This window comes from Allobosea sp. NPDC055332 (genome assembly GCF_053645455.1).
The window spans coordinates 1,166,832-1,191,109 of record NZ_JBSHMO010000002.1; the positions used below are offsets into that span (position 1 = coordinate 1,166,832).

At 66.5% G+C, this 24,278-nt stretch carries 19 protein-coding genes; 9 read left to right on the plus strand and 10 right to left on the minus strand.

All coding sequences use genetic code 11. The features are described from left to right. Positions 1-3: 3 nt before the first annotated feature. The 3 genes from ACWIGM_RS14225 to ACWIGM_RS14235 form a co-directional block, all read right to left on the minus strand. Positions 4-672 carry an amino acid ABC transporter permease gene (locus ACWIGM_RS14225; protein ID WP_454026571.1) on the minus strand — a complete coding sequence of 223 codons (669 nt, stop codon included), beginning with the start codon at positions 670-672 and terminating at the stop codon, positions 4-6. Between the two features lie 112 nt (positions 673-784). Beyond that, the gene (locus tag ACWIGM_RS14230) at positions 785-1,870 is read right to left on the minus strand and encodes a Gfo/Idh/MocA family protein (RefSeq protein ID WP_454026572.1); all 1,086 of its coding nucleotides are present in this window, start codon (positions 1,868-1,870) and stop codon (positions 785-787) included. Between the two features lie 14 nt (positions 1,871-1,884). Then, positions 1,885-2,715, minus strand: coding sequence for a sugar phosphate isomerase/epimerase family protein (locus tag ACWIGM_RS14235; protein ID WP_454026573.1), 831 nt, complete (start codon positions 2,713-2,715; stop codon positions 1,885-1,887). Between the two features lie 231 nt (positions 2,716-2,946). On the opposite strand from ACWIGM_RS14235, the gene ACWIGM_RS14240 reads away from it, so the two are divergent. Beyond that, positions 2,947-3,615, plus strand: a complete 669-nt coding sequence (locus ACWIGM_RS14240; RefSeq protein ID WP_454026574.1) for a TetR/AcrR family transcriptional regulator — start codon at positions 2,947-2,949, stop codon at positions 3,613-3,615. Here the strand turns inward: ACWIGM_RS14240 and ACWIGM_RS14245 are convergent. The 6 genes from ACWIGM_RS14245 to ACWIGM_RS14270 are packed head-to-tail and all read right to left on the minus strand — an operon-like array spanning position 3,612 to position 8,703. Further along, a complete protein-coding gene (locus tag ACWIGM_RS14245; protein WP_454026575.1) occupies positions 3,612-4,427 on the minus strand; it encodes a sugar phosphate isomerase/epimerase family protein in 816 nt (271 codons plus the stop codon). The two genes, ACWIGM_RS14240 and ACWIGM_RS14245, sit on opposite strands and share 4 nt — an antisense overlap. A gap of 21 nt (positions 4,428-4,448) precedes the next feature. Continuing rightward, on the minus strand, positions 4,449-5,294 hold the full coding sequence (locus ACWIGM_RS14250; protein WP_454026576.1) for a shikimate dehydrogenase family protein: 846 nt from the start codon (positions 5,292-5,294) through the stop codon (positions 4,449-4,451). Positions 5,295-5,323: 29 nt separating this feature from the next. Next, a complete protein-coding gene (locus tag ACWIGM_RS14255; RefSeq protein WP_454026577.1) occupies positions 5,324-6,007 on the minus strand; it encodes a hypothetical protein in 684 nt (227 codons plus the stop codon). 55 nt (positions 6,008-6,062) lie between these two features. After that, entirely contained in the window at positions 6,063-6,938 is an 876-nt protein-coding gene (locus ACWIGM_RS14260; RefSeq protein WP_454026578.1) for an intradiol ring-cleavage dioxygenase, read from the minus strand. A 44-nt stretch (positions 6,939-6,982) separates the two neighbouring features. Next, the gene (locus ACWIGM_RS14265) at positions 6,983-8,044 is read right to left on the minus strand and encodes a maleylacetate reductase (protein ID WP_454026579.1); all 1,062 of its coding nucleotides are present in this window, start codon (positions 8,042-8,044) and stop codon (positions 6,983-6,985) included. 50 nt (positions 8,045-8,094) lie between these two features. Beyond that, positions 8,095-8,703 (minus strand): nuclear transport factor 2 family protein, encoded by a 609-nt coding sequence (locus ACWIGM_RS14270; RefSeq protein ID WP_454026580.1) that lies wholly within the window; start codon positions 8,701-8,703, stop codon positions 8,095-8,097. 73 nt (positions 8,704-8,776) lie between these two features. Between ACWIGM_RS14270 and ACWIGM_RS14275 the strand changes: the two genes are divergently transcribed. The 8 genes from ACWIGM_RS14275 to ACWIGM_RS14310 all read left to right on the plus strand — a co-directional run bounded on the left by ACWIGM_RS14275 (position 8,777) and on the right by ACWIGM_RS14310 (position 17,616). Further along, positions 8,777-9,613, plus strand: a complete 837-nt coding sequence (locus ACWIGM_RS14275) for a sugar phosphate isomerase/epimerase family protein (RefSeq protein ID WP_454026581.1) — start codon at positions 8,777-8,779, stop codon at positions 9,611-9,613. After that, entirely contained in the window at positions 9,591-10,430 is an 840-nt protein-coding gene (locus ACWIGM_RS14280; protein WP_454026582.1) for an IclR family transcriptional regulator, read from the plus strand. The genes ACWIGM_RS14275 and ACWIGM_RS14280 overlap by 23 nt, the downstream gene beginning before the upstream one ends. A 315-nt stretch (positions 10,431-10,745) precedes the next feature. Further along, complete coding sequence (locus ACWIGM_RS14285) at positions 10,746-11,609, plus strand: helix-turn-helix transcriptional regulator (protein ID WP_454026583.1); 864 nt, start codon at positions 10,746-10,748, stop codon at positions 11,607-11,609. A 153-nt stretch (positions 11,610-11,762) separates the two neighbouring features. Further along, positions 11,763-13,940 carry a TonB-dependent siderophore receptor gene (locus ACWIGM_RS14290; protein ID WP_454026584.1) on the plus strand — a complete coding sequence of 726 codons (2,178 nt, stop codon included), beginning with the start codon at positions 11,763-11,765 and terminating at the stop codon, positions 13,938-13,940. Between the two features lie 11 nt (positions 13,941-13,951). Beyond that, complete coding sequence (locus ACWIGM_RS14295; RefSeq protein WP_454026585.1) at positions 13,952-14,809, plus strand: alpha/beta hydrolase; 858 nt, start codon at positions 13,952-13,954, stop codon at positions 14,807-14,809. Then, a complete protein-coding gene (locus ACWIGM_RS14300; RefSeq protein WP_454026586.1) occupies positions 14,806-15,945 on the plus strand; it encodes an ABC transporter substrate-binding protein in 1,140 nt (379 codons plus the stop codon). Before ACWIGM_RS14295 ends, ACWIGM_RS14300 begins: the two co-directional genes overlap by 4 nt. Before the next feature lie 28 nt (positions 15,946-15,973). Beyond that, positions 15,974-17,086 (plus strand): DUF2218 domain-containing protein, encoded by a 1,113-nt coding sequence (locus ACWIGM_RS14305; RefSeq protein ID WP_454026587.1) that lies wholly within the window; start codon positions 15,974-15,976, stop codon positions 17,084-17,086. Between the two features lie 188 nt (positions 17,087-17,274). Next, entirely contained in the window at positions 17,275-17,616 is a 342-nt protein-coding gene (locus ACWIGM_RS14310; RefSeq protein ID WP_454026588.1) for a hypothetical protein, read from the plus strand. A gap of 114 nt (positions 17,617-17,730) precedes the next feature. Here ACWIGM_RS14310 and ACWIGM_RS14315 read toward each other — a convergent pair whose 3' ends face one another. Continuing rightward, a complete protein-coding gene (locus tag ACWIGM_RS14315; RefSeq protein WP_454026589.1) occupies positions 17,731-24,261 on the minus strand; it encodes an autotransporter domain-containing protein in 6,531 nt (2,176 codons plus the stop codon). Between the last annotated feature and the right edge of the window lie 17 nt (positions 24,262-24,278).

A 24,278-nucleotide genomic window follows, 5' to 3' on the forward strand; every position in this document is an offset into this window, starting at 1 on the left:
ACCTCACTTCACCGGATAGCTGAAGTAACGGGCGTTGACCCGAGCGAACATCTGCATCATCCCCCATGACATCAGGAGGTAGAGCGCAGTGACCACGCCGTAGATCTCGAAGCTGCGGAAGGTGTTGTTCTCGATGACCTGGGCGACCGAGGTCAGCTCATAGGCCGAGATCGCCGAAGCGATGCTGGTCGTCAGCGTCAGCAGCACGAACTGGCTGGTCAGCGACGGGAAGATCGCGCGCAGGGCCGGCTTCAGCACGATCAATCGGAAGACCTGGGCCTTGTGCAGGCCAAGTGCCAGGCCGGCCTCGATCTGGCCCTTGCCGATCGACTGGACTCCGCCCTGGATGATCTCGATCGCATAGGCGCCGCCGTTGACGCCAAGTGCGATGATGGCCGTCGGGGTCGGATCGAGGCGCAGGCCAGCGAGCGGCAAGGCGAAATAGATGAAGTAGATCTGCACCAGGAAGGGCGTGTTGCGGATCAGCTCGACGAAGCCGATGACGAGCCAGCGCAGGCTGCGATGGCGGGAATCGCGCAAGGCGACGCCACCAATGCCGATGACCAGCGCCAGTGCCATGCCGGCCAAGGCGAGAGCCAGCGTGCCGAGGCAGCCCCACAGCAGGTCGGGCAGGCCTTCGACGACAGGGCCGAAGTCGAATTTGTAGTTCACGGCGTCATCTCCCCTCCCCGGACCTCTTCACGGGCCCGATTGGCGTTTTCGTCGTGTCGTCTCAGGCGGCCGCTCGCTCCCCTCCGTCAGGCCCGGCCATGTCTCTTCATGCTCAGGACGCCTTGAGCCGACCTTGCGAGGAGCCGAGCATGGCGTCGTAGCGATCGCGGAGATCGACACGGCGGCCGGTCGCAGCCGCCTCCGTCACCGCCAGGGTGGCGATCAGCGTGCGGGCGCCGTCGGCCACGGTCTGCAGCGACGGCGTCACGCCGCGGATTACGTCGCGAAAATGGTCGAGCTGGGCGCGATAAGGGTCGATCGTCACCCCCTGCAGGCGCTGCGCCTGGATCGGCTGGTTCCAGCTCTGCGCGCCATTGGCCTGCGACCAATGCACCAGGTTCGGGAATTCGAGCGCGCCGCGGCTGCCCATGAAGCGGTAGCTGCTCTCACCGCTGAACGGGAACTCGACGGATTCGCCGACGCCCTGCTCGGTGGTCCAGGGCGACACGGCGCTGTCGCTGGCGAAGAAGGAGCCGAGCGCACCGCTCTCGAATTCGATCAGCGCCGCCGCTGCATCCTCCACCGGGAAGCCGCGCTGGCGATTGGAGGCGATGGCACCGACGCCGACGATCTCGCCGGCGACGAAGCGCAGGAAGTCGATCTCGTGGATCAGGTTGATCAGGATCGGCCCGCCGCCGGCCTGCGTCCGCCAGGGGGCGGCCGCGAAGTAGCTGTCCGGCTTGTAGGTCGCCCAGATCGCGGACACGCCGACGAGATCACCGATCCGGCGCTCGCCCAGCAGAGCCCGCAGCGTCCTGACCTGCTGATGATGGCGCCGGTGATGGCCGACCAGCGACTTGATCCCGGCGCGGTCGACCTCGGCGATCAGTGCCGCAGCCGCGTCGAGCGTATCGGTCACCGGCTTCTCGATCAGGATATGGATGCCGCGCCGCGCGCATTCGATGCCGTTCTCGGCGTGAAGCTGATTGGGCGAGGCGATGATCACCGCATTCGGCCGGGCCTGGTCGAGAAGCTGCCGGTAATCGGCGAAAACGCGCGCGTCAGGATATTCCGCGGCGACCGCTTGGGCATTGACGTCGGCAATGCCGGCCAAAGTGAAGTCCGGATGCGCGGCGATCGTCCGCAGATGCTTGCGCCCGATCAAGCCCGCGCCGATGAGGCCGATTGAAATCGTCATACGGTTCTGATCCTTCACTGATGGGCAGAGCGAACGCGCCCGGCCGCTCGGCCGCAGCGGTCGAGCAGGCGTTGCGTCGCGGCATAGGCCGTTGCGATCCGGGCCTTCGCGTCGCGGTCCCGGGACGGCATCTCGACGCTCAAGGTCGCGTCGGCCGGCAAAGCCGCGAGCAATTCGGCCAAGGGCAAGGTGCCCTCTCCAGGCGGCAGGCGCCCTTCGCGAGCCTCGGCAACGATGTCCTCGTCCAGCTTCGGCATGACGCCGTCAGCGTCGCAGAGCTGTGCGGCGCGCAGCATGCTCGCTGGAATGGCGCGCAGATCCTCCGGCTGACCACCGGAGCGGCTGAGATGGAGTGCGTCGACGAGGATGGCGCCATTGCTGCGGCCGGCGCCGCGCACCACGGCCTCCGCCTGCCCCACCGTAGCGACCGCGCGCCAGCGCATGAACTCAAGGTCGACGCGCAACCCGTAGCGGCCGGCCAGCTCGCATAGCGCAGCGAAATTGGCCGTCAGGCGAGCGGTGTCGGGATCGTCGCCCGAGACGGTCACCGATGCGGCGCCGAGATCGGTCCCGGCCTCGAACAGGGGCTCATAGGCCCCGATCTCGATCCCGGGGGTGATCTGGATGAATTCGATCTCGTTCAGGCGCATGCCTTCGGAGCGCAGCACATGGGCGAGTTCGCGATGGCTCCAGGTGCCGACCCGCGTCGGATAGGCCGCGCCGCCGACAGTCGCAGGGTGAACGCGCAACCCGACGGAACGAAAGCCGCAGCGCGCCGCCTCGGTGATCAGTGCGCGTGGCGCCAGATCCAGCGCGGTGAGATGAGCGAGGCCGAGCGCGGTCATGGCTGAGCCCCTACGCGATCCAAGTCGGGGGCCGACGGGCAGCGGAGGCGGAGATCAGGGGCCGAGGTCGGCCGACGGCATGCCAGGACCATGAGCGCCTCCCCTTCGTGTAATTAACCCGCTGGTTAGTTACGATCTAATTATCCAACAGGATAATTGCTGTCAACTGGCTTTCCATGCGCTAGGGTTGAGGTGAAAAGGACTGCCGGAAGCGAGAGGCCGAGCTGCCTGATGAGCGATGCCAACAAGTCTGAGGCGACCAAGGCCGAGCGCGCCCCCGCCAGGCGGCGCGACCGCGAGCGGACGAAGCGCGAGATCCTGGAGATCGCCTTCGAGGAGTTCGCCGAGAATGGGCTGCTGGGCGCCAATACGGACGCGATCGCGGCCCGGGCCAAGATCACCAAGCGGCTGATCTTCTACTATTTCAACACGAAGGAAGAGCTGTTCACCGCCGTGCTCGAAATGGCCTACGGCAGAATGCGCGTCGCCGAGGGGAACCTGCATCTCGACATGCTGGAGCCGGAAGCGGCGATCCGCCGGCTGGTGGAGTTCACCTTCGACTTCCACCAGGACAATCCGCAATATGTGCGGCTGGTGACGATCGAGAACATCCATCGCGGCCGCCACATGGACGGCAGCCAGAAGCTCAAGGAGATGGTCCGGCCGGTCATCGACCAGATCGCGCGCGTGTTGACCAAGGGCGAGCGCCTGGGCGCGATCCGGCCCGGCATCAAGCCGATCGAGCTGCATATGACGCTGAACGCGCTCTGCATCTTCTCGGTGGCGAACCGGCACACATTCGAGCCGCAATTCAACTGGGACATGACCTCGCCGGCAGCAAGAAAGCAGCGGCGTACGGAGATCGCGGAGGTGCTCTGGCGCTATGTGCGCAGCGGCTAAACCGCCGGGCTCCCCGCCTCCCAGGTCGCGAGCGTGGCTTTCGTATCGGCCAGCGGGTCGGCCGAGATCACCTCGAAGATAGCGACGCCGCTGAACTCGATCTCTTCGAGCGCCTGCCTGACGCGGTCGAAGCGGACCGTGCCGAGACCGGCCCGGTCGTGCTTCCAGGAGGTCCGGGTCGCATCGGAGAGATGGACCTGCCCCAGACTGGCGCGCAGCCGCCTGATCGCCTCGCCCTGGTCCTCGCCGATGAACTCGGCATTGGCGACATCATAGGCGACCAGCAGCCGGGCATGGCCGAAGTCCTCGATGAAGGCCGCCATCGACTCGGCCGAGGCGATCGCGGTCTGGGGATGGGTTTCCAGCAGCAGGTCCTGCCCAATCTCGTCGGCGATCTTCAACAGGGCCTCGATGCTGTCGCCGAGCCAGGCGAGCGTATCGTCGCGACGCGGCGGCAGCAGGCCGGAGATTCGGCCGGGGACGACGACCACGCCGCGGCCGCTGAGCTCGGCCGAAAGCCTGAGCGCCTCGATGTACTGGCCGACAGCGTAGGCCCTTACCTCTGCAAGGCAGCTGCCGAGATTGAAGTCGAGCGCTGGAAGATTGGTGGTCTCGACCCGCAATCCGCCCCGCGTCAGCTCCTGCCGCATCTGGCGGCGCGCCGCCGTGTCGAGTTCATCCGGCCACAAATGACCTGGCGCCAGGATGACATCGAAGTCCCTCAAGCCGAGCTGGCCGATCCGCCGCATCGTCGCCAGCGCCGGCTCGCTCCACATGAAGGAAAAGGTCGTCCCGCCCAGTCTGATGCCCATCGGCACCCTCCTTCGCCAAGGCTAACCGCGCACCACGGAGGCGACGCGCCTGGCCGCCGCCGCACTGAAATCGTGCTCGCCGAGGCCCAGATGCGTAGCCATCGCCGCCAGTTGATGATCCATCATCCCGGTCCCGCCGATCGTCCTGCAGCCGAGGGTCGCAGCACGGCGCAGCAACTCGGTCTCGTGCACGATGACATCGGCGACGACGCTGCCGGGCCTGATGCGTCCGGCATCGATCGGGAGCGGGTCGTCTCCCTGCATGCCGATGGGCGAGGCGTTCACGACAAGATCAAACCCGTCGGGATCGGGCATGCCGGCCCGCGCCGGCCAGCCGAGCGCACCGAGCCGTTCCGCCAACCCCTCGCTGCGCGCGGTATCGCGGTCGTAGAGGACGAGCTCGGCCACTCCTGCTTCCGCCAGCGCGAAGGCGATCGCGGTGCCGACGCCGCCGGTGCCGACCAGCAGCGCCCGCTTGCCTGCCGGATCGGCACCATTCGCCTTGAGATTCGCGAGGAAGCCGATGCCGTCGACGATGTCGCCGAGCCAGCTGCCATCGGCTTGCACGGCGATGAAGTTGGCCGAGCGGACGATGCGGGCGCGCTCCGTCAGCTCATCGACGAGGTCGACGCTCGCCGGCTTGTGCGGGATGGTGACGATCATGCCCGCCAGGTTCCTCATACGGCGCATTCCGGCGAAGAAGGCCGCAAGATCGGCCGGCAGGACATGGTACGGCGCACACACCATGTTGAGGCCGTGCAGGTGGAACAGGCCGGTCCAGACCTCAGGAGCGCGCACCTGCACGATCGGATGGCCGACGATGCCCAGGATGCGGGTTGCGCCATCGATGACAGGGCGCCTGCTCATGGTGACGATGTCCTCTGTCATGGTCTCGGTCAGCCGGTCGGCTCGAGGCAGAAGGCCATGTCGTAGATCGCGATTTCCGCCGGATCGATTGCGAGCCGATGCGCCTCGAGCCGCGCTGCGATCTCCGGCATCAGCACCTCGAGCTCGCGACGCCCGACCGCATCGACCAGGACGACGGCGTCGAAGACATCGTCCCTGGTCATGCCGCGCAGCTCGGTCTCGCGGGTCCTGGCACCGGTCACATCCGGCCGCGCAATGCCGAGATGGACGGCATTGACGCCCTCCAGCGTCACAAGCTCGTCGGCAAGCGCCGGGGCCAGCGTCCGGAATGCATCCGCGCCGGCGCCCTCGAACGGCACGCGGAAGGTCGCCATGGCGCCGCCGACGCCGCGCCCGGCCGAGGCGGCGATGTCGCAGGCGCAGCGGATGAAATTGTAGAAGGTCGGCTGTGTCCTGAGCGTCCAGGGAGTCGGGTTGTTGAGGCGCGCGAGATAGTCCGGCGCGCCGAAGGTCGCGAGCGTCCCGCCCTCATAGAGCGTCAGGTAGCGGTGCCGGTCGCGGTTCCAGTCGACGCCGCGGCGGCCGCGCAGGAAGCCCGGCACGGCGAGCCGTTCCGGCATGTGCTCGCGCGTATGCCAGAGATGGTAGTCTCGCTCCCCTTCCGCCCTGATATCGTGCCAGACGATCATGAAGGCCTTGCCCCTGAGCGGCATGAACATCTCTCTCCTGGATGCGTCGCGGCGACGCCTTGCCGGCAAATGAACCGGCTCAGGCCGTGCGCCGCCGAGGCGCCAGCACGAAGTCGTAGTGAAGATGGCGATAGGGCCGATCGACCGAGGTGCCGTCAGGGGCCGTGCCGGCCGGCTGCTCGACGAAGGGGCGGATCAGCGAATCCTTGACCCCGAAGACGACATCGGAATCGAGATAGACGTCGCCCTCGACGAAGACATGGGTGACCAGCTCCTCGCAGCCCGGCGCCGCGATCAGGAAATGGACATGGGCGGGCCGGTAGGGATGGCGTCCCTGCGCCGCCAGCATCTGGCCGACCGGGCCGTCATCGGGGATCGGATAGGCGGCCGGCATGATCGTCCAGAAGTGGAAGGCGCCGTCCTCGGCCGCCCTGAGCCTTGCCCGCATGGCGAGACCATGGTCGTCGTCGAGCTGCTGGATGTCGTAATAGCCGTCACCGTCGGAGTGCCAGACGTCGACGGTCGCTCCGGGCAGAGGCGAGCCTCCGGCAGCGCTGACCGAGCCCGTGACGAGCAGCGGAACACCGTCCAGCCCCGGCGAGATATTGGCGCCTAGCGGCTTTTCCGGCGGCTCCTGCACATAGAAGGGGCCAAGCACGGTGGTTTCCGTCGCGCTGCCCGGCAGGCGATGATTGATCGCGTCGACGAGCATGGAGACGCCGAGCGTGTCCGACAGCAGGATGAACTCCTGCCTTGTGGCGTCGCACATCTGGCCCGTGCGGGTGAGGAAGGCGATCGCCTGCGACCATTCCTCCTGGGTCGGCTCGATCTCGCGCACGAAATCGTGGAGGTGGCGCACCAGCGCATCGCCGATCTGGCGCGTGCGCGGATCGGTCGCCTGCCCGACCCGCTCGCGGACCGCGACGGTGATCGAGCGCTCATCGAAATTCCTCACGCTACCCTCCCTGATCTCATCGCCCATCTCTTCCGGCTTGCTGGTCAGCCTTGCGGCGGCTCCCCGGCCCAGGCGCGCGCGATCAGCCCGCGAATGGCATCGCGTTCGACAGGGCGCGGATTCGGGTATGGGTTGCGGGTCGCGATCTCGACCGCCTGCTCGATGCCGCTTTCGGGCATGCCGAGATCGCGAAGCGCCTGTGGCGCGCCGAGGCGCCGGGCCAGATCATAAGCACCTGCCGCTGCCTCGTTGGCGCCCAGGGCACGCGCGATCCGCCTCATCGCGCCCGGAGCGCTCGCCGCATTGTAGGCAATCCCATGCGGCAGGATGACGGTGTGGGTCTCGGCGTGCGGCAAGTCGAAGGTGCCACCCAGCACGTGACAGAGCTTGTGATGCAGCGCCATGCCGACCGCCCCGAGGCAGGTTCCGCAGAGCCAGGCACCGTAGAGGGCGTCCGAGCGCGCCTCGCGCCCGGAGGGATCGCGAGCGATCGCCGGCAGCACCCGCGCCAGTGCCGCGATGCCTTCTTCCGCCATCAGCGAGACGATGGGATTGCCGTCCGCCGCATAGAGCGCCTCGACCGCGTGGGCGATCGCATTGATGCCAGAGGTCGCCGAGAGCTGCGGCGGCAAGGACAGCGTCAGATCGACATCATAGATCACCGTCTTCGGCAGGATCCTCGGGTTGCGCTGCGTCGTCTTAAGCCCATCGCGCGTCTCTCCGAGGATGGGGGTCATCTCCGAGCCGGCATAGGTCATGGGAATGACGACCTGCGGCAGGTCGCTGCGCAGGGCGATGGCCTTGCCGAGTCCGATGGTCGAGCCGCCGCCAATGGCGACGACACCGTCGACTGCGAGCGCTGCGACCTCGGCCATGGCGCGTTCGGTCACCTCGACCGGCGTGTGCATCACCGCCTCGGCGAAGACGCCGGCAGCGCGGGTCCCGAGCGTTGCAGCGGTCCGCTCGGCCATGCCGCGGTGGCCCGGCGTCGACAGCACGAGGACGCGCTCGAGGCCCAGCCGCTCGACCTCCTCGCCGAGGCGCAGGACCGTGCCATGCCCAAAAAGGACACGCGCGGGGAGAGCTTCGTAGACAAAGGGCTGCATCGTCACGCTCGCTAACTCAGGCTCGGGTCTTGCCCGGGCAGTACAGCAGGCTAGTCGGCAGGCCCGCCCTTCAGCCAGCCGGCACCGCGCGCGTAGAGTGCCTCGACCTCCGGCCCGACCAGGCCGGGCATGTCGCGCTTCACCGGATAGCCGATGCCGACCTGCAGATAAGCAAGATGACGATAGCCGATCGGGAAACCCATCAGCCGTTCGCGGTCGAGCACGAGGGTCGCACTCGGATCGACCGGATCGATCCGATCCTTCTCGTAGATCGGCTGGCGCAGGACCACACCCCAGCGGCCGGCCCGCTTCTCGAGGAAATCATAGAAGCGCCCGGTGCAGACGACGTCGCATTCGACGCCTTCGACCGCTGCTCTCTGGCTGATCGTCATCTTGGTCTGCGCGATGGCGCGCGTGCCGGCGAGATCGATCGAGGAACCGCCGAGGAAATGCAGGATCCGCACGCCGCGCTCGAAACCCTCGCGGCTCACCTTGATGAACGCGTCGGCGCTGCCCTGGAACCAGGTCGCCATCATGCGCCCATCATCATGCCAGACCGTCCGGAAGCGCGCCCAGTCAGCGGCATCGCGCCAGACGGCCCAGTTCTCGATCAACTCCCGGATCGCCAGCCGTTCGGCCGGCTCGATGGATGCGTCCATGATGCTTCCTCCTTGTTGTTCTCATATAAAAACTGTTTTATATTGTAAACCCACCCTCCATCAGGAAACCGCCATGCGCCCGATCTCCCTGGCCCATCTCACCGTGCTCGACGCGGATCCGGTCGGCCTGATCGAGGCGGCACAGGCAGGTGGTTTCGATGCCGTCGGCCTGCGGGTGATCCCGCCACTGGCCACCGACACGATCACCGAGATCGTGGGGGATGCACCGCTGCAGCGCCGCATCAGGCGAGCGCTCGCCGCAACGGGCCTGAGCGTTCTCGACATCGAAGCCGTCTGGCTACAACCCCAGACTGATGTCGCCGCACTGCGGCCGGCGCTCGAGCTGGGCGCGGAACTCGGCGCCCGTCATGTCCTAACCGTCGGCTTCGACGCGGAGCATGATCGTCTTGTCGACAGCTTCGGCACCTTCTGCGCGCTCGCTCATGATTGTGGCCTGTGCACCATGCTCGAATTCATTCCCTACGCCACGATCGGCACGCTGGCTGCGGCGCACGAATTGCTGCTGGAGGCGCGCCCGGCCAATGCCGGTCTGTTGGTCGACGCGCTGCATCTCAGCCGCGCCGGCGGCCATCCTCGCGACATCGCCACGTATGATCCGGCGCTCTTCTCCTACATCCATCTCTGCGACGCCGCCGCCGCGGTCCCGCCGCCCGACCAGCTCAGGAGCGAGGCACGCGGCGGGCGAGCCTATCCGGGCGAAGGACAGCTCTGGCTCGGCGCATTCCTCGATGCCTTCCCGCCGGAAACACCGATCGGAGTGGAAGCGCCGAACATTGCCCTGGCCGGCCTGCCACCGGCGATGCGGGCCCGCCGCGCCGGAGACGCGACCCGCGAACTCCTGCGCCGGCGCAGCGGCCAGGAGGCCAATGGCGAGGCCCCGACGCATTGACAGCAACGCCAGCCGTGCCAAGGGTGAGTTTACATATCGGAACTCACCAATGCCTGATGATGCGCCCACAGCCGTAAAATCCGCAGAGCGCATCCTCGATCTGTTCGAGCTGCTGGCACGCCGGAGCGACGGCCTCCCCCATATGGAGATCGCCGCTACGCTAGAGATCCCGAAGGGCAGCCTGACGCAGCTGCTGAAGACGGCGATGGGACGCGGCTACGTCACCTATACCGCAGCAGACAGACATTATCGGCTCGGCGAAGGCCTGGCGCGGCTGGCGCGTCAGACCTCGCGGGGGCAGGATCTCATCGCGCTGGCGCAACCGCTGCTCGAAGAGATCACGGCGCGAACCCGGGAATCGTCCGCGCTCAACCTGCTAAAGGACGGCGAAGCCGAGGTCGTCGCGACCGTGAACGGCCCGCAGCGGCTCGTGTCGCACATGCGGCTGGGCGACCGTGCGCCGCTCTACGCCACGTCAGGTGGCAAAATCCTGCTCGCCCAGATGGCGCAGGCCCAACTCGAGGCCTATTTCGGCACGGTCTCGTTCGAGGCGATCACGCCCAAGACCCTCATCTCGATCGAGGCCCTGCGCCGCGAGCTCGATGAAGTCCGGCGCAGAGGCATCGCCTATTCCTTCGAGGAGTTCACCCCTGGAATCATCGGCATGGCCATGGCTGTTCTGTCCAGCGAAGGCGAGGCACTGGCATCGCTGAACGTCGCCCTGCCGTCGATCCGCTACAATTCGGTGACGGACAGGCTCGTGGCGGACGCGCTGAAGCAGGCAGCCGACGAGCTCGGGCGGCGGATCGCGCCCTGATCGGAGCGCCGCCGCAAGGCCGCGCCATGTGAGGTCACCGCCCACGTCGTTCCGCAATCGGTTCCGGTCAGGCAAGCGGCGCCTTCGTACCTCTCCGAAGGCAGCAGGGATGTTTGATGCCAGAGAAACCCAATGGCCTTGCTGACCAAGCATCGGGAAGTGCCGTAAGGCCGGTCTCCAACTATGCGGCCGATCCAGCCAGTCAACGCCATCGCACTCGTTAGCGTGAAGGCAATCAACATCAGAATTATACCAAGCTATAGCTTTTAATTACGGCTTCGAGCTGCCTTCGCATTGGGCTATGATTGCGTGCCCATGTCCGTGCCATCCCCTTCTGACCCAGACGCCCTGACAGATCTCAAGCTGTTCTCCGGTCAGCTGTCGCTATCCGCCGGGCGCTTTCCCGCAACGACCGGAAAGCGTATCGCCGGGCCGATGCGGCGGGGCCTGAAGATCGCCATCCTGCTCGACGGCCGCCAGTCGCTCGAGCTCGACGACCGTCCGGCCGTCATGATCGACGGGCCGGCCCTGCTGGTCGCGGCGAACAGCGGCGATCACCTCCAGCAACGCACCAGCCTCAGCGGCGGCACGATCCGCTGCGTCCTGATGCAGTTCGACCTCGATTTCGTCGAACGCGAGTTCGCCGCGCCGATGAAGAAGCTGTTTGCGCTGGTCGGTGCGGAGGGCGCGGGGGTCTGGGTGAGGCCGGCCGATGCCCGCCTTCGCTCGCTGGCGCTCCAGATCGCCGAACAGCCGGTGGCCGAACCGCTCCGGCAGCTCTATCTCGCCGGGAAAGCCCTGGAACTGGCGGCGGTGGCGTTGAACGAGATCGTCGGCAAGGCGCCGCTGCGTCCCGCGCGACTGCCGACACGGACTCGCGAGCAGGTTCTCGCGGCGCGGGACATGCTCGTCGCCGCGATGCAGGAGCCGCCGAGCCTGGCCGAGCTCGCCCGTATAACCGGCCTCAATCCGACCAAGCTCACTTCGGCCTTCCGGGCCGAGTTCGGCACCAGCGTCTTCGCCTATCTGCAGGAGCAACGCCTGCAACAGGCGCACGCGATGATCGCCGGCGGGCACGCCAGTGTCGCCGAAGCCGCGTTTCGCGTCGGCTATACGCCGGCGCATTTCTCGGGCCTGTTCCGCAAGCGTTTCGGCCTGTCGCCGAGCGCATTGCGCTGACGCAGGCGCCCATTTCAGAGCTGGAACGGCTCGAAACTGCGCCGAAAGAAATACTGCCGCGATCGAAAGCCGATGGCGTTGCCGGCCGAGCACGCTTCCTGAAAGAACCCTGCCAACGGGTCGCCGAACCGGCGAAGGGGCAAGGGCGTTGGCATGAACGGGGTTCTCATCATCTGCAATCGCGCGGGGCTGGCTGCCGGCGTCGCCTTCGGCGCCATCGTCGCGGCCTGGCCGGGCGCCGTGCTCGCGCAGCCAAGCGACGCGATCGGCCTCGACACCATCGATGTCCAGGGCGAGCGGGCCAACGGACCGGTGAACGGCTATGTCGCCCGGCGCAGCGCGACCGCGACGAAGACCGATACGCCGATCATCGAGACGCCGCAGTCGATCTCCGTGGTGACGCGGGACCAGATGACGGATCAGGGCGCCCAGAGCGTCGGGCAGGCGCTGCGTTACTCAGCCGGCGTGCTGGCCGAAACGCGTCTCTCGGCCGGGCGCTACGACAGCGCCTTCATTCGCGGCTTCGGAGGCTCCGGCGGCAATGCCGGCTTCGTGAGCAATCTCGACGGGCTGCGCTATCTGCGCGGCGTCAATTACCTCGTGCCGGCCTATGAGCCATGGGGGCTGGAGCGCGTCGAGGTCCTGCGCGGGCCGTCTTCCGTCGTCTTCGGGCAGGTCAAGCCCGGCGGTGTGATCAATCTCGTCAGCAAGCGTCCGCGCGAGGAGGCACATGGCGAGGTCCAGCTCCAGCTCGGCAGCTATGAGCGCGCCCAGTTCGCCTTCGACATCGGCGGGCCGGCGACTCCGGACAAGACGCTGCTCTACCGCATCGTCGGCCTCGGCCGGGCCGCCGACACCCAGGTCGACCATACCCGGGAGGAGCGCCTGTTCATCGCGCCGTCCCTGACCTGGCAGCCGACCGCCGCCACGAGCTTCACCGTGCTGACCTCGTTCCAGCGCGATCCCGAGACCGGCTTCTACGGCTTCATCCCCGCCATCGGGACGGCGCTGCCCAGCCGCGCCGGCCGCATCCGCAGCGACTTTTTCCCCGGCGAGCCGAACTTCGAAGGGTATAGCCGCAACCAGGCCAATGCGGGCTACGCCTTCGAGCACCGCGTCGACGACGTCTTCACCGTGCGGCAGAACCTGCGCCTCTCGGATATGAAATCGCATTTCCGGACCGTGTCCGTCGCTGGCATCCAGGCCGATCAGAAGACGCTGAACCGTCGCGTCACCGCCTATGATGAGAAGGCGCGCACCGCCGCGGTCGACACGCAGCTCCAGGCGGATTTCCGCACCGGGCCGCTCACCCACAAGGTGCTGGTCGGGCTCGACGCATCCTGGACCGATGCCTCCTCGAACGGTGGCTTCCCCGGCGTTGTCCAGACGCTCGACTTCACCAATCCGGTCTATGGCCGCTCGCCGTTCGCGCTGTCGCCGAAGACGCTGACGACGCAGACGACCGCCCAGTACGGCGTCTACATCCAGGACCAGATCAAGCTCGACCGCCTCTCGCTCCTGGTCGGCGGCCGCTTCGACCGCGCCGAGGCCAGGACCCGCGACTTCGCCACCGGCGTGCTGACGAAGCAGGACGACACCGCCCACACCGGCCGCGTCGCGGCGATGTACAATTTCGACAACGGCTTTGCGCCCTATGCCAGCTACTCGACCTCGTTCGAGCCGGTGGCGGGCACGGCGTTCGGCGGCAGGCCGTTCAAGCCGACGGAGGGCGAGCAATACGAGGCTGGCTTCAAATACGAGCCGCCGGGCACCAATGCCTTCTTCCAGGCGGCGGTCTACCAGATCAAGCAGACCAACGTCACGACGACCGATATCGCCAATCCGGGCTTCCAGACCCAGACCGGTGAGATCACGGCGCGCGGTGTCGAGCTCGAGGCTCGCGCCACGCTGTTCGACAGCCTCGACCTGACCGCGGCCTATGCCTACACCGACGCCGAGGTGACGAAGAGCAATGGCGTCGACCTCCACAGGCGGCCGCCGGTCGTACCGCGCCACATGGCCTCGCTCTGGGCGCACTATACCTTCAGGACCGGGCTCTTCTCCGGCCTCGGCCTCGGAGCCGGCGTGCGCTATGTCGGCAAGGGAGCAGGCGACCCCAGCAACACCTTCTTCACCGACGACTACATGCTGGTCGATGCCGCGATCAGCTACGACCTCGGCCTGGCGAACGCCGCGATGAAGGGCTGGAAACTGCAGGTCAACGCCCACAACCTGTTCGACAAGGAGTACATCTCCGGCTGCTATTCCACGACCGGTTGCTCCTTCGGCCTGCGCCGCACCGTGCTCGCCACCCTGTCCTATCGCTGGTGAGGTCAGGCGCGATGTCGCGGCCAGAGCGGATTGCATTCGAGAGGCCGCTGACCTCGGCCTTCCGGCCGGTCGAGCTGTCGCATGCGCACAGCCTCGCCCTCGCCTCAGCAGAAGGGAGCGACTATCGGCTATTGCTCGCGATCCCGCCCGAACCGGCGCCGGCCGGAGGCTTTCCGGTCGTGATCCTGGTCGATGGCGATGCGCTCTTCCCGACCGCGCTGTCCACCGCCCGGCTGCAGGCGGCGCGCCCCGAGGTGACCGGCGTCGGCCCGGCCATCATCCTCGGCATCGGCTATCCGAGCGCAGCCCCTTTCGATGCCGAGCGGCGCCGGCAGGACCTCCTGCCGGCCAATGGCGGAGCCGACCGCTTCCTCGATTTCATCAGCGGCAAAATCCTGCCTCAGATCGAGCGACGCGCACCAATCGATCCGGCGCGCCTGTCGCTGGTCGGCCATTCCTTCGGCGGGCTGTTCGCCCTGTACGCGCTTTTCACGCGACCGGGCCTTTTCCGCAGCCATGTCGCCGGCAGCCCGTCGATCTGGTGGGAGGAGCGCTCCATCCTCGCAACGCGTGATCGCCTCTTGCACGGGCCTGCCGTCGCGCCGCCACCGCGCCTGCTGATCGCCGTCGGCGGTGAGGAGCAGAACGGCGACGAAGGGCGCGATCGCCAGCGCGCCGAACGCTTGCGCATGGCCCGCATGGTCGACAATGCCGCGGAGATGGCCGAGGTGCTGGCGGCCTCAGGGCGGGTCGATTGCAGGCATCTCGTCTTCACCGGCGAGAACCATATCTCGGTCGTCCCGGCCATGCTGTCGCGAGCAATCGCCTTCACGCTCGGCAACAATGAACCGGGAAAGGTCTCGCCATGATCGCCTCGCCCTTGCGGCTGCTGGCGCGGCTGCTCTTCGCCGTGACCGTGCTGCTTCCGCTCGGTTCGTCTCCAGCCAGCGCCGAGCCGATCACCGTGACCGACCTGCTCGGGCGCAGCGTCACCCTGCCCGCTCCGGCCAAGCGGATCGTGCTGGCGCAAGGGCGCCAGCTCAACGCGCTCGGCCTCGTCCATCCCGATCCCGTCAGTCTGCTGGCCGGTTGGGGCGCCGACCATCGCCGCCAGAATCCGGATGCCTATGAGCGCTACCTCGCCAAATTCCCGGCGATCGAGACTGTGCCGACCGTCGGCGACGGCGGCACGCAGGACGGCTTCTCCTTCGAGAAGGCGGTGTCGCTGTCGCCGGACCTCGTGATCCTCAGCCTGTCGCTGGCGGGCACGCGGCTTGGATCGGGCGATCTCGTCCAGCGCTTCGAAGCCGCTGGCATCAAGGTCGCCGTCATCGACTTCTACCTGCAGCCGATGCGCGACACGCTGCCGAGCCTGCGCATCCTGGGAAAGCTGATCGGGCGCGAGGCGCAGGCCGAAGCCTATATCCGCTTCTATGAGGAGCGCCGGCGCCTGATCGAGGAACGCCTGCGCGGCGCAGAGCGCCCTGCCGTCTTCATGCATGCCCATGCCGGCGGCTTCGATTGCTGCCAGACGCCGGGCAAGGGCACGTTGGACGATTTCATCAACGCGGCCGGCGGGCGCAATATCGCCGCCGCGATCCTGCCAGGCGCGAGCGGTCAGATCAGCCTCGAGCAGCTCCTCGCCGCGGACCCGGCGATCTATGTCGCGACCGGAGGCACGCATCTGAGCAAGCGCGGCGGCCTCGTCCTCGGGCTCGGCGTCTCGCGCGAGACTGCGGCGCAGAGCTTCACCACCCTGCTGGGCCAGCCGGGGATCACCGCGCTCGCTGCGGTGGGCAATGGCCGTGCCTACGGGCTCTGGCACCTCTTCAACGACACCCCACTCCATCTCGTCGCCATCGAACGGCTGGCGACCTGGTTCCACCCCGACCGCTTCGCCGATGTCGACCCGCAGGCAACGCTGAACGAGATCTCCCGCCGCTTCTCGGCGATCCCGCTCGACGGCGCGCTCTGGATCGAAGGCGCCGGCCAGGCCAGGCCCTGAATCTCGGGGCAGCGACAGGATACCGCCCATGACCATGCTTCGCGCCGAAACGCGCATCGCCCTGCCCGACCCCGCCGCCGTTCTGCGCCCGCTCTGCGAGCACCTCCTCGAACATGAGGCCGAGGTGAGCGAGACCGGGGGCGTGACGACGATAAGGCTCGACGGCAGCAGGGCGGAACTCAGCTCGGAACCGGGCGCATTGTCCGTTGTCGTCGAGGCTCCCGATCTCGCCCGGCTGCAGGGCAGCAAACTCGCGATCGCGAGCCATGTCGTCGAGTTCGCACCGGAAGGAACAGTGTCCGCGATCTTCTGGAGCGGCGACGGCTCCGAGCCGATGCTGCCACCGGATTTCCGCATCCTGACCGTGACCGGCGTCGAGCAGTTGACGCCGCATATGCGCCGCATCCGCTTCCACGGCGAGGACCTTGCCCGCTACGACTCGCTGGACGCGCTGCATGTGCGCCTCTTCATCCCGCCGCCGGGGCTGGCGGAGCCGGTCTGGCCGATGATCGGCGCCGATGGCCTGCTGCAATCCCCACCGCCGGAGCTGCGGCCGGCGATCCGCAAATACACGATCCGCGAGATCGACGTGGCGGCCGGCACGCTCGCCATCGATTTCGTGCTGCATGACGATGCCGGGCCTGGCTCGGCCTTCGCGGCCAGCGCGCGCGCTGGCGGCCGCATCGGCATGGCAGGACCAGGCGGGCGCGGGCTGAAGCAGGCCGACCGCTACGTCTTCCTCGCCGATGAAACCGGGTTGCCGGCGCTGGCTCGCATGCTGGAGAGCCTGCCGGCCGAGGCCCGCGGCCTCGCCTTCATCGAGGTCGCCGATGCCGACGAGCAGCAACCGCTCGCCATGCCGGACGGCTTCACGCTGCGCTGGCTCTACCGCGACGGCGCAGCGCCGGGCAGCACGAGATCGCTTCAGGACGCATTCGCGGCGTTGGACTGGTCCGAGGTCGATGACCGCGTCTATCTCTGGGCGGCGAGCGAGCATGCGGCCTTCCGTGAGATCCGGGCGGCGGCAAAGCAGCGCCTGCAACCCGGCATCGACGAGCATCTCGTCGTCAGCTACTGGCGCGCCGGCCTCTCGGAAGAGATGCATGCCGCGGAAAAGCGGCAGGCGGCGAAGGCGGACTGAAGGCCGAATCTTCCGGCTTCGGCATGGTCGCGGATCGCGGGCGGGGAACGATACAGAGGCCGGGCGTGCTCTGCCCGCTCGCTCGACATCAGGTCGTGTAACGGGCGCGAAGCCATCTTCAATGGTCGAGGCTTACCGGCTATCAGACACGTCCACGACAGGGCTGCAGTTGCCAGGGATGGATACCGATGATCCGGATCGCCGTTGTAGTCGCCGCCCTTATCGGAGCGGCCGGATCGGTTGCAGCCGAGCAGCTACCCAGCTTTCCGAAGGGCACGTCCTACCGGGAAGCGCGGCGCAGCCTGATCGGCCTCGGCTATGCGCCGGTGACGCTGCCCGACGCCGACAAATGCTCGAAGAGCGACGAGCGCTGCCAGGGGCGGCCGGAGATGGCCTCATGTTCGGGAACCGGGCTCGGCCACTGTCTGTTCGTCTGGAAGTCGAAGCGCGACATGCTGATCGAGGTCATTACGGTTGGCGAGAGCGAGAACACGGTGAGTGCCGTGCGCTGCCGCGCGAACTGTCGGTAGCGGACCGCTCGCCCGGCATCGGGTCTTGCATTGCTATTTTCATGATGCCCGCGTTTCGCATCGGACGCTTCGCGCCGGATCAGCCCTGTCTCTGTTCGTTCACGCCGCTTCCCATCAGAATTTGACGCTGAAGTTGAAGTGCGCCGACTGGTCGGAGATTCCCGAGCCGAACTGGGCACCATAGGAAACGCCGAGGGTGGCATTGGGCGTGATCGCATGATCGAGGCCAGCTTCGATCACCGCGGCATCGCGGGCGATCGGAACCCCGCCGATGCTGAAGGCACTGCCGCCGCCCGCAAAGCGCATGGTCGAGGTCGGCGCCACGTCACCGAACGCATGACGCCAGCCGACCATGCCCTTGGCAGTGAGCGTGGTTCCACCGGCCTCGAAGCTCGCCGAGGCACGAAGGCCGAGCGTCGCGAAGGTCGATTCGGTGTTGGCCGAGGCGCCTGACAGCGCCGCTGCGCCGCCCTGCTCGGTGAAACCGTCGGTGCGGAGGTTTACGTAGGCAAGGTTTGCAAAGGGCTCGAACCGGGCCCTGCCCGCGCTGAAGCCATAAGCGAGCTCGCCGAATATCTGCGCCGTCGCCGCGTTGTAGTCGCCCTTCAGGCTCCCGCCGAAGCCGGGGAACATCACGTTCCGGTTGGTCGAAACGTCATGCCAGGCGTAGGCGGCGCCCGCCCGGAACGCGACATCGCTCCAGTCCGTGCCACCGTAGAGTCCAACATGGTAGTTGTCGCTCAAACCGGAGGAACGGCGATCCTTCACGTCGAAGGCGGTTTGGCTGTAGCCGGCGACCGCGCCGAAGCGCCAAGTGTCGAACACCGGCGCATCGGCGCCGATGAAGAAGCCGCCGGTCCTGCGGTTGAGACGGGCGGCATTGTCGTTGCTGTTCGTGTGGCCCCACGAGCCGAAGGCCTGGCCCCAGACCGCGAAACGGTCGGTATTCGCCTGCATCGTCACAGGCTTGCCGCCGTCATAGGTCAAGACCGTGCCCGACGCGCCGACGGCATCGAAGGCCGCGCGGATGCGGTCGTTGGCGGCGTTACGGATGAAGCGGCTGTCCTCGATCAGCACGGTCCTGGCCGAGGCATGGATCTCGCCCGAGAGCTGCTCGAAGGCATGTTGCGCCTGCGAAGCCGACAGGCTCACGACCGCATCGTAGACGGCGTTGCCCTGGCCGAGGCTCTCGACGCCTCTGCCGGTGGCGATCTGGTTCGCAGTCAGGCCGACGCCCGCGAAGCCCATGTCGTTGCGGGTCATCGTCAGGTAGACATTGTTGGCGTCGTAGCTGAGCGAGGGATCGAGGAAGGCGAGATTCGAGGTCACGCCACCGCTGAATGTGCCGGTCCGCCCGCCGCTCGCGGTGAGGATCGTGTACCGGGTTTGCGCTGCGTAGTTGCCCGCCCCCGCCAGCACCGTCACCGAGCCGCCGTTGATCGTGGCAGTGCCGGTCGCGGCGATCCTGTCGGACTGCCCAGCCGCATTGACTTCGACCTCATAGGTCGAGCCCGCCGCAAAGATGACGTTTCCGGCGATGTTCAGCGTGCCGATCGAGTTGCCCGGCGCAATCGTGCCGGAGATGCTCATATTGCTCACCGCGCCGCTGCCTTGCAGGCGACCGCCAGCCAGCACCTCTACTGTACCGCCGAGCGAGCCGTTGACCGCCAGCGTGCCGCTCTCGACCGTGGTCGTCCCGGAGAAGCCGGAGGAATCGCCGGTCAGGGCGAGAAAGCCCGCGCCGGCCTTCGTGAAGCTGCCGCTGCCCGAGATCACGCCGGCATAGCTCGCGTTGGTCGACTGGTCGAAGGTGAAGGACGCGCCCGAGGCGATCGCCGCATTGCCGCCGAAGCGCTCGGCCGAGGAGGCCAGCCCGCCGGCTTCGATCGTCCAGTCGAGCGAGGAGACACCGCTCAGCGTCAGCACGCCCGTGCCGCGTTTGACCATCCCACCGCGTGTGCCGTTGAGCGCCGCGATGTCGCCGGCGAAGCTCGCATTGCCTGCCTGGTTGAAGACGACCGTGCCGGCATTGCCGATATTGCCCGAGATCGAGCTGGCATTGCCGATCAGCGTCCCTGCTGCGACGAGCGTGTTGCCATAGGCATTGGCGCCGTTGTCGAGCCGCAATGTGCCGCTGCCCTGCTTGATCAGATCGCCGCTGCCCGAGACTACGCCCGTCAGCCCGAGCTCGGTACCGCCGGCAACATCGAAGCGCCCCGTCTGCGTCAACGACACGGAGCGCGCGGTGTCGAAGCTCGCCGTGGTCGAGAGCGAGCCGCCCGCGATGGTCAGGCCGCCAGTGACTGCCCCCAGATTGGCGTCGCGCGAGACCGACAGCGCGCCGCCCGCGATCGTCGTGCCGCCGGAATAGTTGTTGGTTGCGGTCAGGATCAGCGTGCCGGCGCCGGCCTTGGTCAGCGAGGTGCCGTTCCAGCCGGTTGCAAGGTTCGCGCTCTGATCGGCCAGCACCGCCCCGACCGTGAAGCTGTCGGTGGCATTGGTCAGCGTGAAGGTGCCACTGGCGAGATTGTTGCCGGCGCTCCAGGTCAGGCCATAGCTGGCGAGATATTGCCGGCCGTCAGCCGATTTGCGGGCGGAGACGGTGAGGTAGTCCACCGTGCCTCTGAAGCCGCCGACGCTGATGCTGGCGAAGTCACCGTTGATGCCGGATGCGGTATCGATCAGCACCATGTCGAGCTGGCTCGCATCGGCGATGCCGCTGATGTTGAAGGTGACGCCGCTGCCGATCGTGATGCTGTCGGCGGAGAGCGCGGGGCTGCTCGTGCCGGCGGCGATGGACAGCGTGGTGTTGTTGCCGAAGGTCACGGTCTGCGCGACGGTCAGGGTCGCCGGCGCCTGGATCGCCAGCGTGCCGCCGGTCACGTTGATGCCGCCGGCCAGATTGATGTTGCCGCCCGATATGCCATTGCCGAGCTGCAGCGTGCCGCCGGCGATCGTGGTGCCGCCGGTATAGGTGATGGCGCCGGACAATGTCAGCGTGCCCGAGCCGGTCTTGACCAGCGAGCCGCCGTTGCCGGAGATGACGCCGCTCACCTCGGTCGAGAGATTGTTCGAGCCGACCGTCAGCTCGTTGGCGCCGAGGAGGTAGTTGCCGGCCCCGGCGATCGAACCGGCGCTCAGCTTGCGGTCGCCGTTCGGGCCGGTGCTGCCCGAGAAATCGACCGTTCCACCGGCATTGTTGACAAGGGCGGCATTGCCCGCCGTGCTGGTGTTCAAGAATTGCAGCGTGCCGTCGTTGGTGATGGTGGCGCTGCCAGCCGTGCTGGTGTCGTAGAAACTCACGAAGCCGCCGACGTGGTTGGTGATGCTGGCGCTGCCGGCCGAACTGGTGCTGTAGAAATCCAGGTAGAGATTGTTGCCGATGGTGGCGCTGCCGGCGGTGCTGGTGTTGCGGAACTCCAGCGTGCCGTTGTTGGTGACGCCGGCGCTGCCGGCCGTGGCGGCGTTATAGAAGCGCACTCTGCCGCCGGCGTTGTTGGTGATGCCTGCGTTGCCGGCCGTGCTGGTGTTGTTGAAAGTCAGCGTCGCGCCATTTTTGTTGGTGATGGTGGCGCTGCCGGCCGAGCTGGCTGCGTCGAAAATCAGGTTGCCGTGCATATTGTTGGTGATGGCGGCGCTGCCCGCCGTGCTGGTGCCCCTGAATATCAGGGGGCCACTGTTGGTGATGCTGGCGCTGCCGGCCGTGGCGGCGTTGTTGAAACTCATATCGTAGCTGGTGATGCGGGCGCTGCCGGCCGTGCTGTTGTCGACGAAATGCAGGGTGCCGTAGTTGTTGATGGTGGCGCTGCCCGCGGTGCTGGAGTTGAAGAACATCATGTAGGTGCTGCCGCCGCCGCCGTTGACGGTGATGGTGGCGTTGCCGGCGGTGCTGGTGTCGGAGAAATTCAGGGTGCCGTTGCTGGTGGCGGTGGTGATGGTGGCGCTGCCGGCACTGGCGCTGCCTGCGTAGGTCAGAGTGGCCGTGTTGGTGACCGTGCCCGATGCAATGCTCCCTGAAATCACGAGCGTTCCGGCACTCACCGTGGTTGCGCCGGTATAGGTGTTGGCCCCCGACAATGTCAGCGTGCCCGTGCCGGTCTTGACCAGCGAGCCGCCGTTACCGGCGATGACGCCGCTCACCTCGGTCGACAGGCCGTTCGCACCGACCGTCAGTTCGTTGGCGCCGAGCGCAAAGGTGCCATTGCCGGCGATCGAGCCAGCGCTGAGCTTGTTGTCGTTGTTCGGACCGGTGCTGTTCGAGAAATCGAAAACGGCGCTGGTGCCGTTGTTGAGCAATTGCGCATTGCCGGCCGTCGAGCGGTCAATGAAAGTGACGGTGCCGGCGTTGGTGATGCTCGCATGGCCTCCGGTGCCGCTGTTGCGGAACTCGATCGTGCCGCCGGCATTGTTGGTGATCGTCGCACTGCCGGCCGTGCTGCTGTCCTGCAGGTAAAGGTTGGCGTTATTGATGATCGTCGCGCTGCCAAGAGAGGCCGTGCCTGTGGTTCGAATGGTGTTGCTATTGGCAATCTCGGCATTTCCGGCTGTGCTCGCGCCGTAAAAATTTAGCAATCTGGTGTTGTCGATCGTAGCGTCGCCCGCCGTACTGGCGTCAAAGAAAGAAAGACTACTGTTGTTGACGATGGCGGCGCGGCCTGCCGTGCTGGCATTATTGAAATCCAGGATGCCGTTATTGTTTATAGCGGCTTCGTTCGCCGTGCTGGTGTCATAGAACTGTAGCCAATTACTGTTGACGATGGTGGCGCTGCCTGCCGTGGTGGTGTTGAAGAATCGCAGACGGCCGCTGTTGGTGATGTCGGCGCTGCCGGCTGTGCTGGTGCCGTAGAATTGTACAAAGCTAGAGATGTTGTTGCTGATCGTCGCGCTGCCCGCCGTGCTGGCGTTGAAGAACTGCACGATGCCGTCATTGCTGATGACGGCGCTGCCGGCCGTGCTGGTGTCGTAGAAATTCAGATAGCCGGCACTGTTGTTGGTGATGGTGACGCTGCCCGCGCTGCTGGCATTGTGGAAATAGGTGAGACCATTGTTCGAGATCGTCGTGACGCCGCTCATGTCGGCGTTGACGACATCGAACGCGCCCCCGTTCACGACGGTGACCGCCCCCAGGATGCTGCCGACACCACCGGCTTTGCCGAGCTGCAATGTACCGCCATTGATGGTGGTGCCGCCGGTATAGGTGTTGGCGCCCGCCAGGGTCAGCGTGCCCGTGCCGGTCTTGACCAGCGAGCCGCTGCCGGAGATGACGCCGCTCACCTCGGTCGAGAGATTGTTCGAACCGACCGTCAGTTCGTTGGCGCCGAGCATGAAATTGCCGCCCCCCGCGATCGACCCCGCGCTCAGCTTGCCGTCGCCGTTCGGGGCGGTGCTGCCCGAGAAGTCGACCGTGCCGCCGGCATTGTTGATAAGCGCGGCATTGCCTGCGGTACTGGCGCCGTTGAATTTCAGGAGACGGTTGTTGGTGATGGTGGCGCTGCCCGCAGTGCTGGCGCTGTTGAATCCCAGAATGTAGTTGTTGGTGATGGTGGCGCTGCCAGCCGTGCTGCTGCCGACGAAATGCAGAGTAGCGTTGTTGGTGATGGTGGCGCTTCCAGCTGTGCTGTTGTCGCGGAATTGCAGGGAGTTATCGTTGGTGATGGCGGCACCGCCAGCCGTGCTGCTGTTGAAGAAATACAGATTAGCGTTGTTGGTGATGGTGGCGCTTCCAGCCGTGCTGGCGCCGTAGAATTCCACAACGCCAGCGCCGTTGTTGGTGATGGTGGCGCTTCCAGCCGCGCTGGTGTCGCGGAATTGCAGGGTGCCGCTGTTGGTGATGGCGGCAGTTCCGGCCACGCTGGCGCCGTAGAAATTCAGAAAGGCGTTGTTGGTGATGGTAGCGCCTCCAGCTGTGCTGGTATCGTAGAAAAACAGATTGTGATTGTTGTTGGTGATGGTGGCACTGCCAGCCGTGCTGCTGCCGTTGAATTTCACAGTGCCACTATTGTTGATGATGGTGGCGCTGCCCGCTGTACTGGTCCCGTAGAATTCTATGAAGAAGCTGCTGTTGATGGTTGCGCTGCCCGCCGAGCTGTTGTCGGAGAATTGAATGGCGCCGCTGTTATTGATCGTGGCGCTGCCCGCCGTGCTGCCATGGTAGAAAAACAGCTGGCCGCCGCCGATGTTGTTGATGGTGGCACTGCCCGCCGAGCTGGCGTTGAAGAAGATTATTTCTTCGCTGTTGTTGATGGTGACGCTGCCGCCATTGACGATGATGCCGGCCCCCATGAAATTCTGGGTTGCCGTGACAAGCGACGTGACATTGAAGGTGTAGTTCGAAGCCCCCGCGTCGAATGTCCAGCCGCTGTAGCTACCGAAGGTGCCCAGCGTCAGCGTCGTCGTGTTCGAGGCACCGAAGGTGGCCGTGCCGTTCGGCACGCCTGCGCTCCAGTTGGTCGCGTTGAAGAAGTTGCCCGAGCCCGGATTGGTCAGCCAGGTCGAGTTCTGCGCCCGCGCCGGACCTGCGGCCGCGAACAGCGATGCCAGCGCCAGAGCCGTCGAGGCCAGCAAGGCATTTCGCGATCGGCCGCCCACGACGCCGCGCAGGGACGTGACGCCGCGCGCCGCAGTCGAAGCTGTTCTGGTGTCCATGGTTCCCCGGCCCACAG

Excerpts from the sequence above, each read along its gene's own strand:
- ACWIGM_RS14230 (WP_454026572.1), bottom strand. The coding sequence starts at position 1,870 with ATGACGATTTCAATCGGCCTCATCGGCGCGGGCTTGATCGGGCGCAAG.
- ACWIGM_RS14235 (WP_454026573.1), bottom strand. The coding sequence starts at position 2,715 with ATGACCGCGCTCGGCCTCGCTCATCTCACCGCGCTGGATCTGGCGCCA.
- ACWIGM_RS14240 (WP_454026574.1), top strand. The coding sequence starts at position 2,947 with ATGAGCGATGCCAACAAGTCTGAGGCGACCAAGGCCGAGCGCGCCCCC.
- ACWIGM_RS14245 (WP_454026575.1), bottom strand. The coding sequence starts at position 4,427 with ATGGGCATCAGACTGGGCGGGACGACCTTTTCCTTCATGTGGAGCGAG.
- ACWIGM_RS14250 (WP_454026576.1), bottom strand. The coding sequence starts at position 5,294 with ATGAGCAGGCGCCCTGTCATCGATGGCGCAACCCGCATCCTGGGCATC.
- ACWIGM_RS14255 (WP_454026577.1), bottom strand. The coding sequence starts at position 6,007 with ATGCCGCTCAGGGGCAAGGCCTTCATGATCGTCTGGCACGATATCAGG.
- ACWIGM_RS14265 (WP_454026579.1), bottom strand. The coding sequence starts at position 8,044 with ATGCAGCCCTTTGTCTACGAAGCTCTCCCCGCGCGTGTCCTTTTTGGG.
- ACWIGM_RS14270 (WP_454026580.1), bottom strand. The coding sequence starts at position 8,703 with ATGGACGCATCCATCGAGCCGGCCGAACGGCTGGCGATCCGGGAGTTG.
- ACWIGM_RS14275 (WP_454026581.1), top strand. The coding sequence starts at position 8,777 with ATGCGCCCGATCTCCCTGGCCCATCTCACCGTGCTCGACGCGGATCCG.
- ACWIGM_RS14280 (WP_454026582.1), top strand. The coding sequence starts at position 9,591 with ATGGCGAGGCCCCGACGCATTGACAGCAACGCCAGCCGTGCCAAGGGT.
- ACWIGM_RS14285 (WP_454026583.1), top strand. The coding sequence starts at position 10,746 with ATGTCCGTGCCATCCCCTTCTGACCCAGACGCCCTGACAGATCTCAAG.
- ACWIGM_RS14290 (WP_454026584.1), top strand. The coding sequence starts at position 11,763 with ATGAACGGGGTTCTCATCATCTGCAATCGCGCGGGGCTGGCTGCCGGC.
- ACWIGM_RS14295 (WP_454026585.1), top strand. The coding sequence starts at position 13,952 with ATGTCGCGGCCAGAGCGGATTGCATTCGAGAGGCCGCTGACCTCGGCC.
- ACWIGM_RS14300 (WP_454026586.1), top strand. The coding sequence starts at position 14,806 with ATGATCGCCTCGCCCTTGCGGCTGCTGGCGCGGCTGCTCTTCGCCGTG.
- ACWIGM_RS14305 (WP_454026587.1), top strand. The coding sequence starts at position 15,974 with ATGACCATGCTTCGCGCCGAAACGCGCATCGCCCTGCCCGACCCCGCC.
- ACWIGM_RS14310 (WP_454026588.1), top strand. The coding sequence starts at position 17,275 with ATGATCCGGATCGCCGTTGTAGTCGCCGCCCTTATCGGAGCGGCCGGA.
- ACWIGM_RS14315 (WP_454026589.1), bottom strand. The coding sequence starts at position 24,261 with ATGGACACCAGAACAGCTTCGACTGCGGCGCGCGGCGTCACGTCCCTG.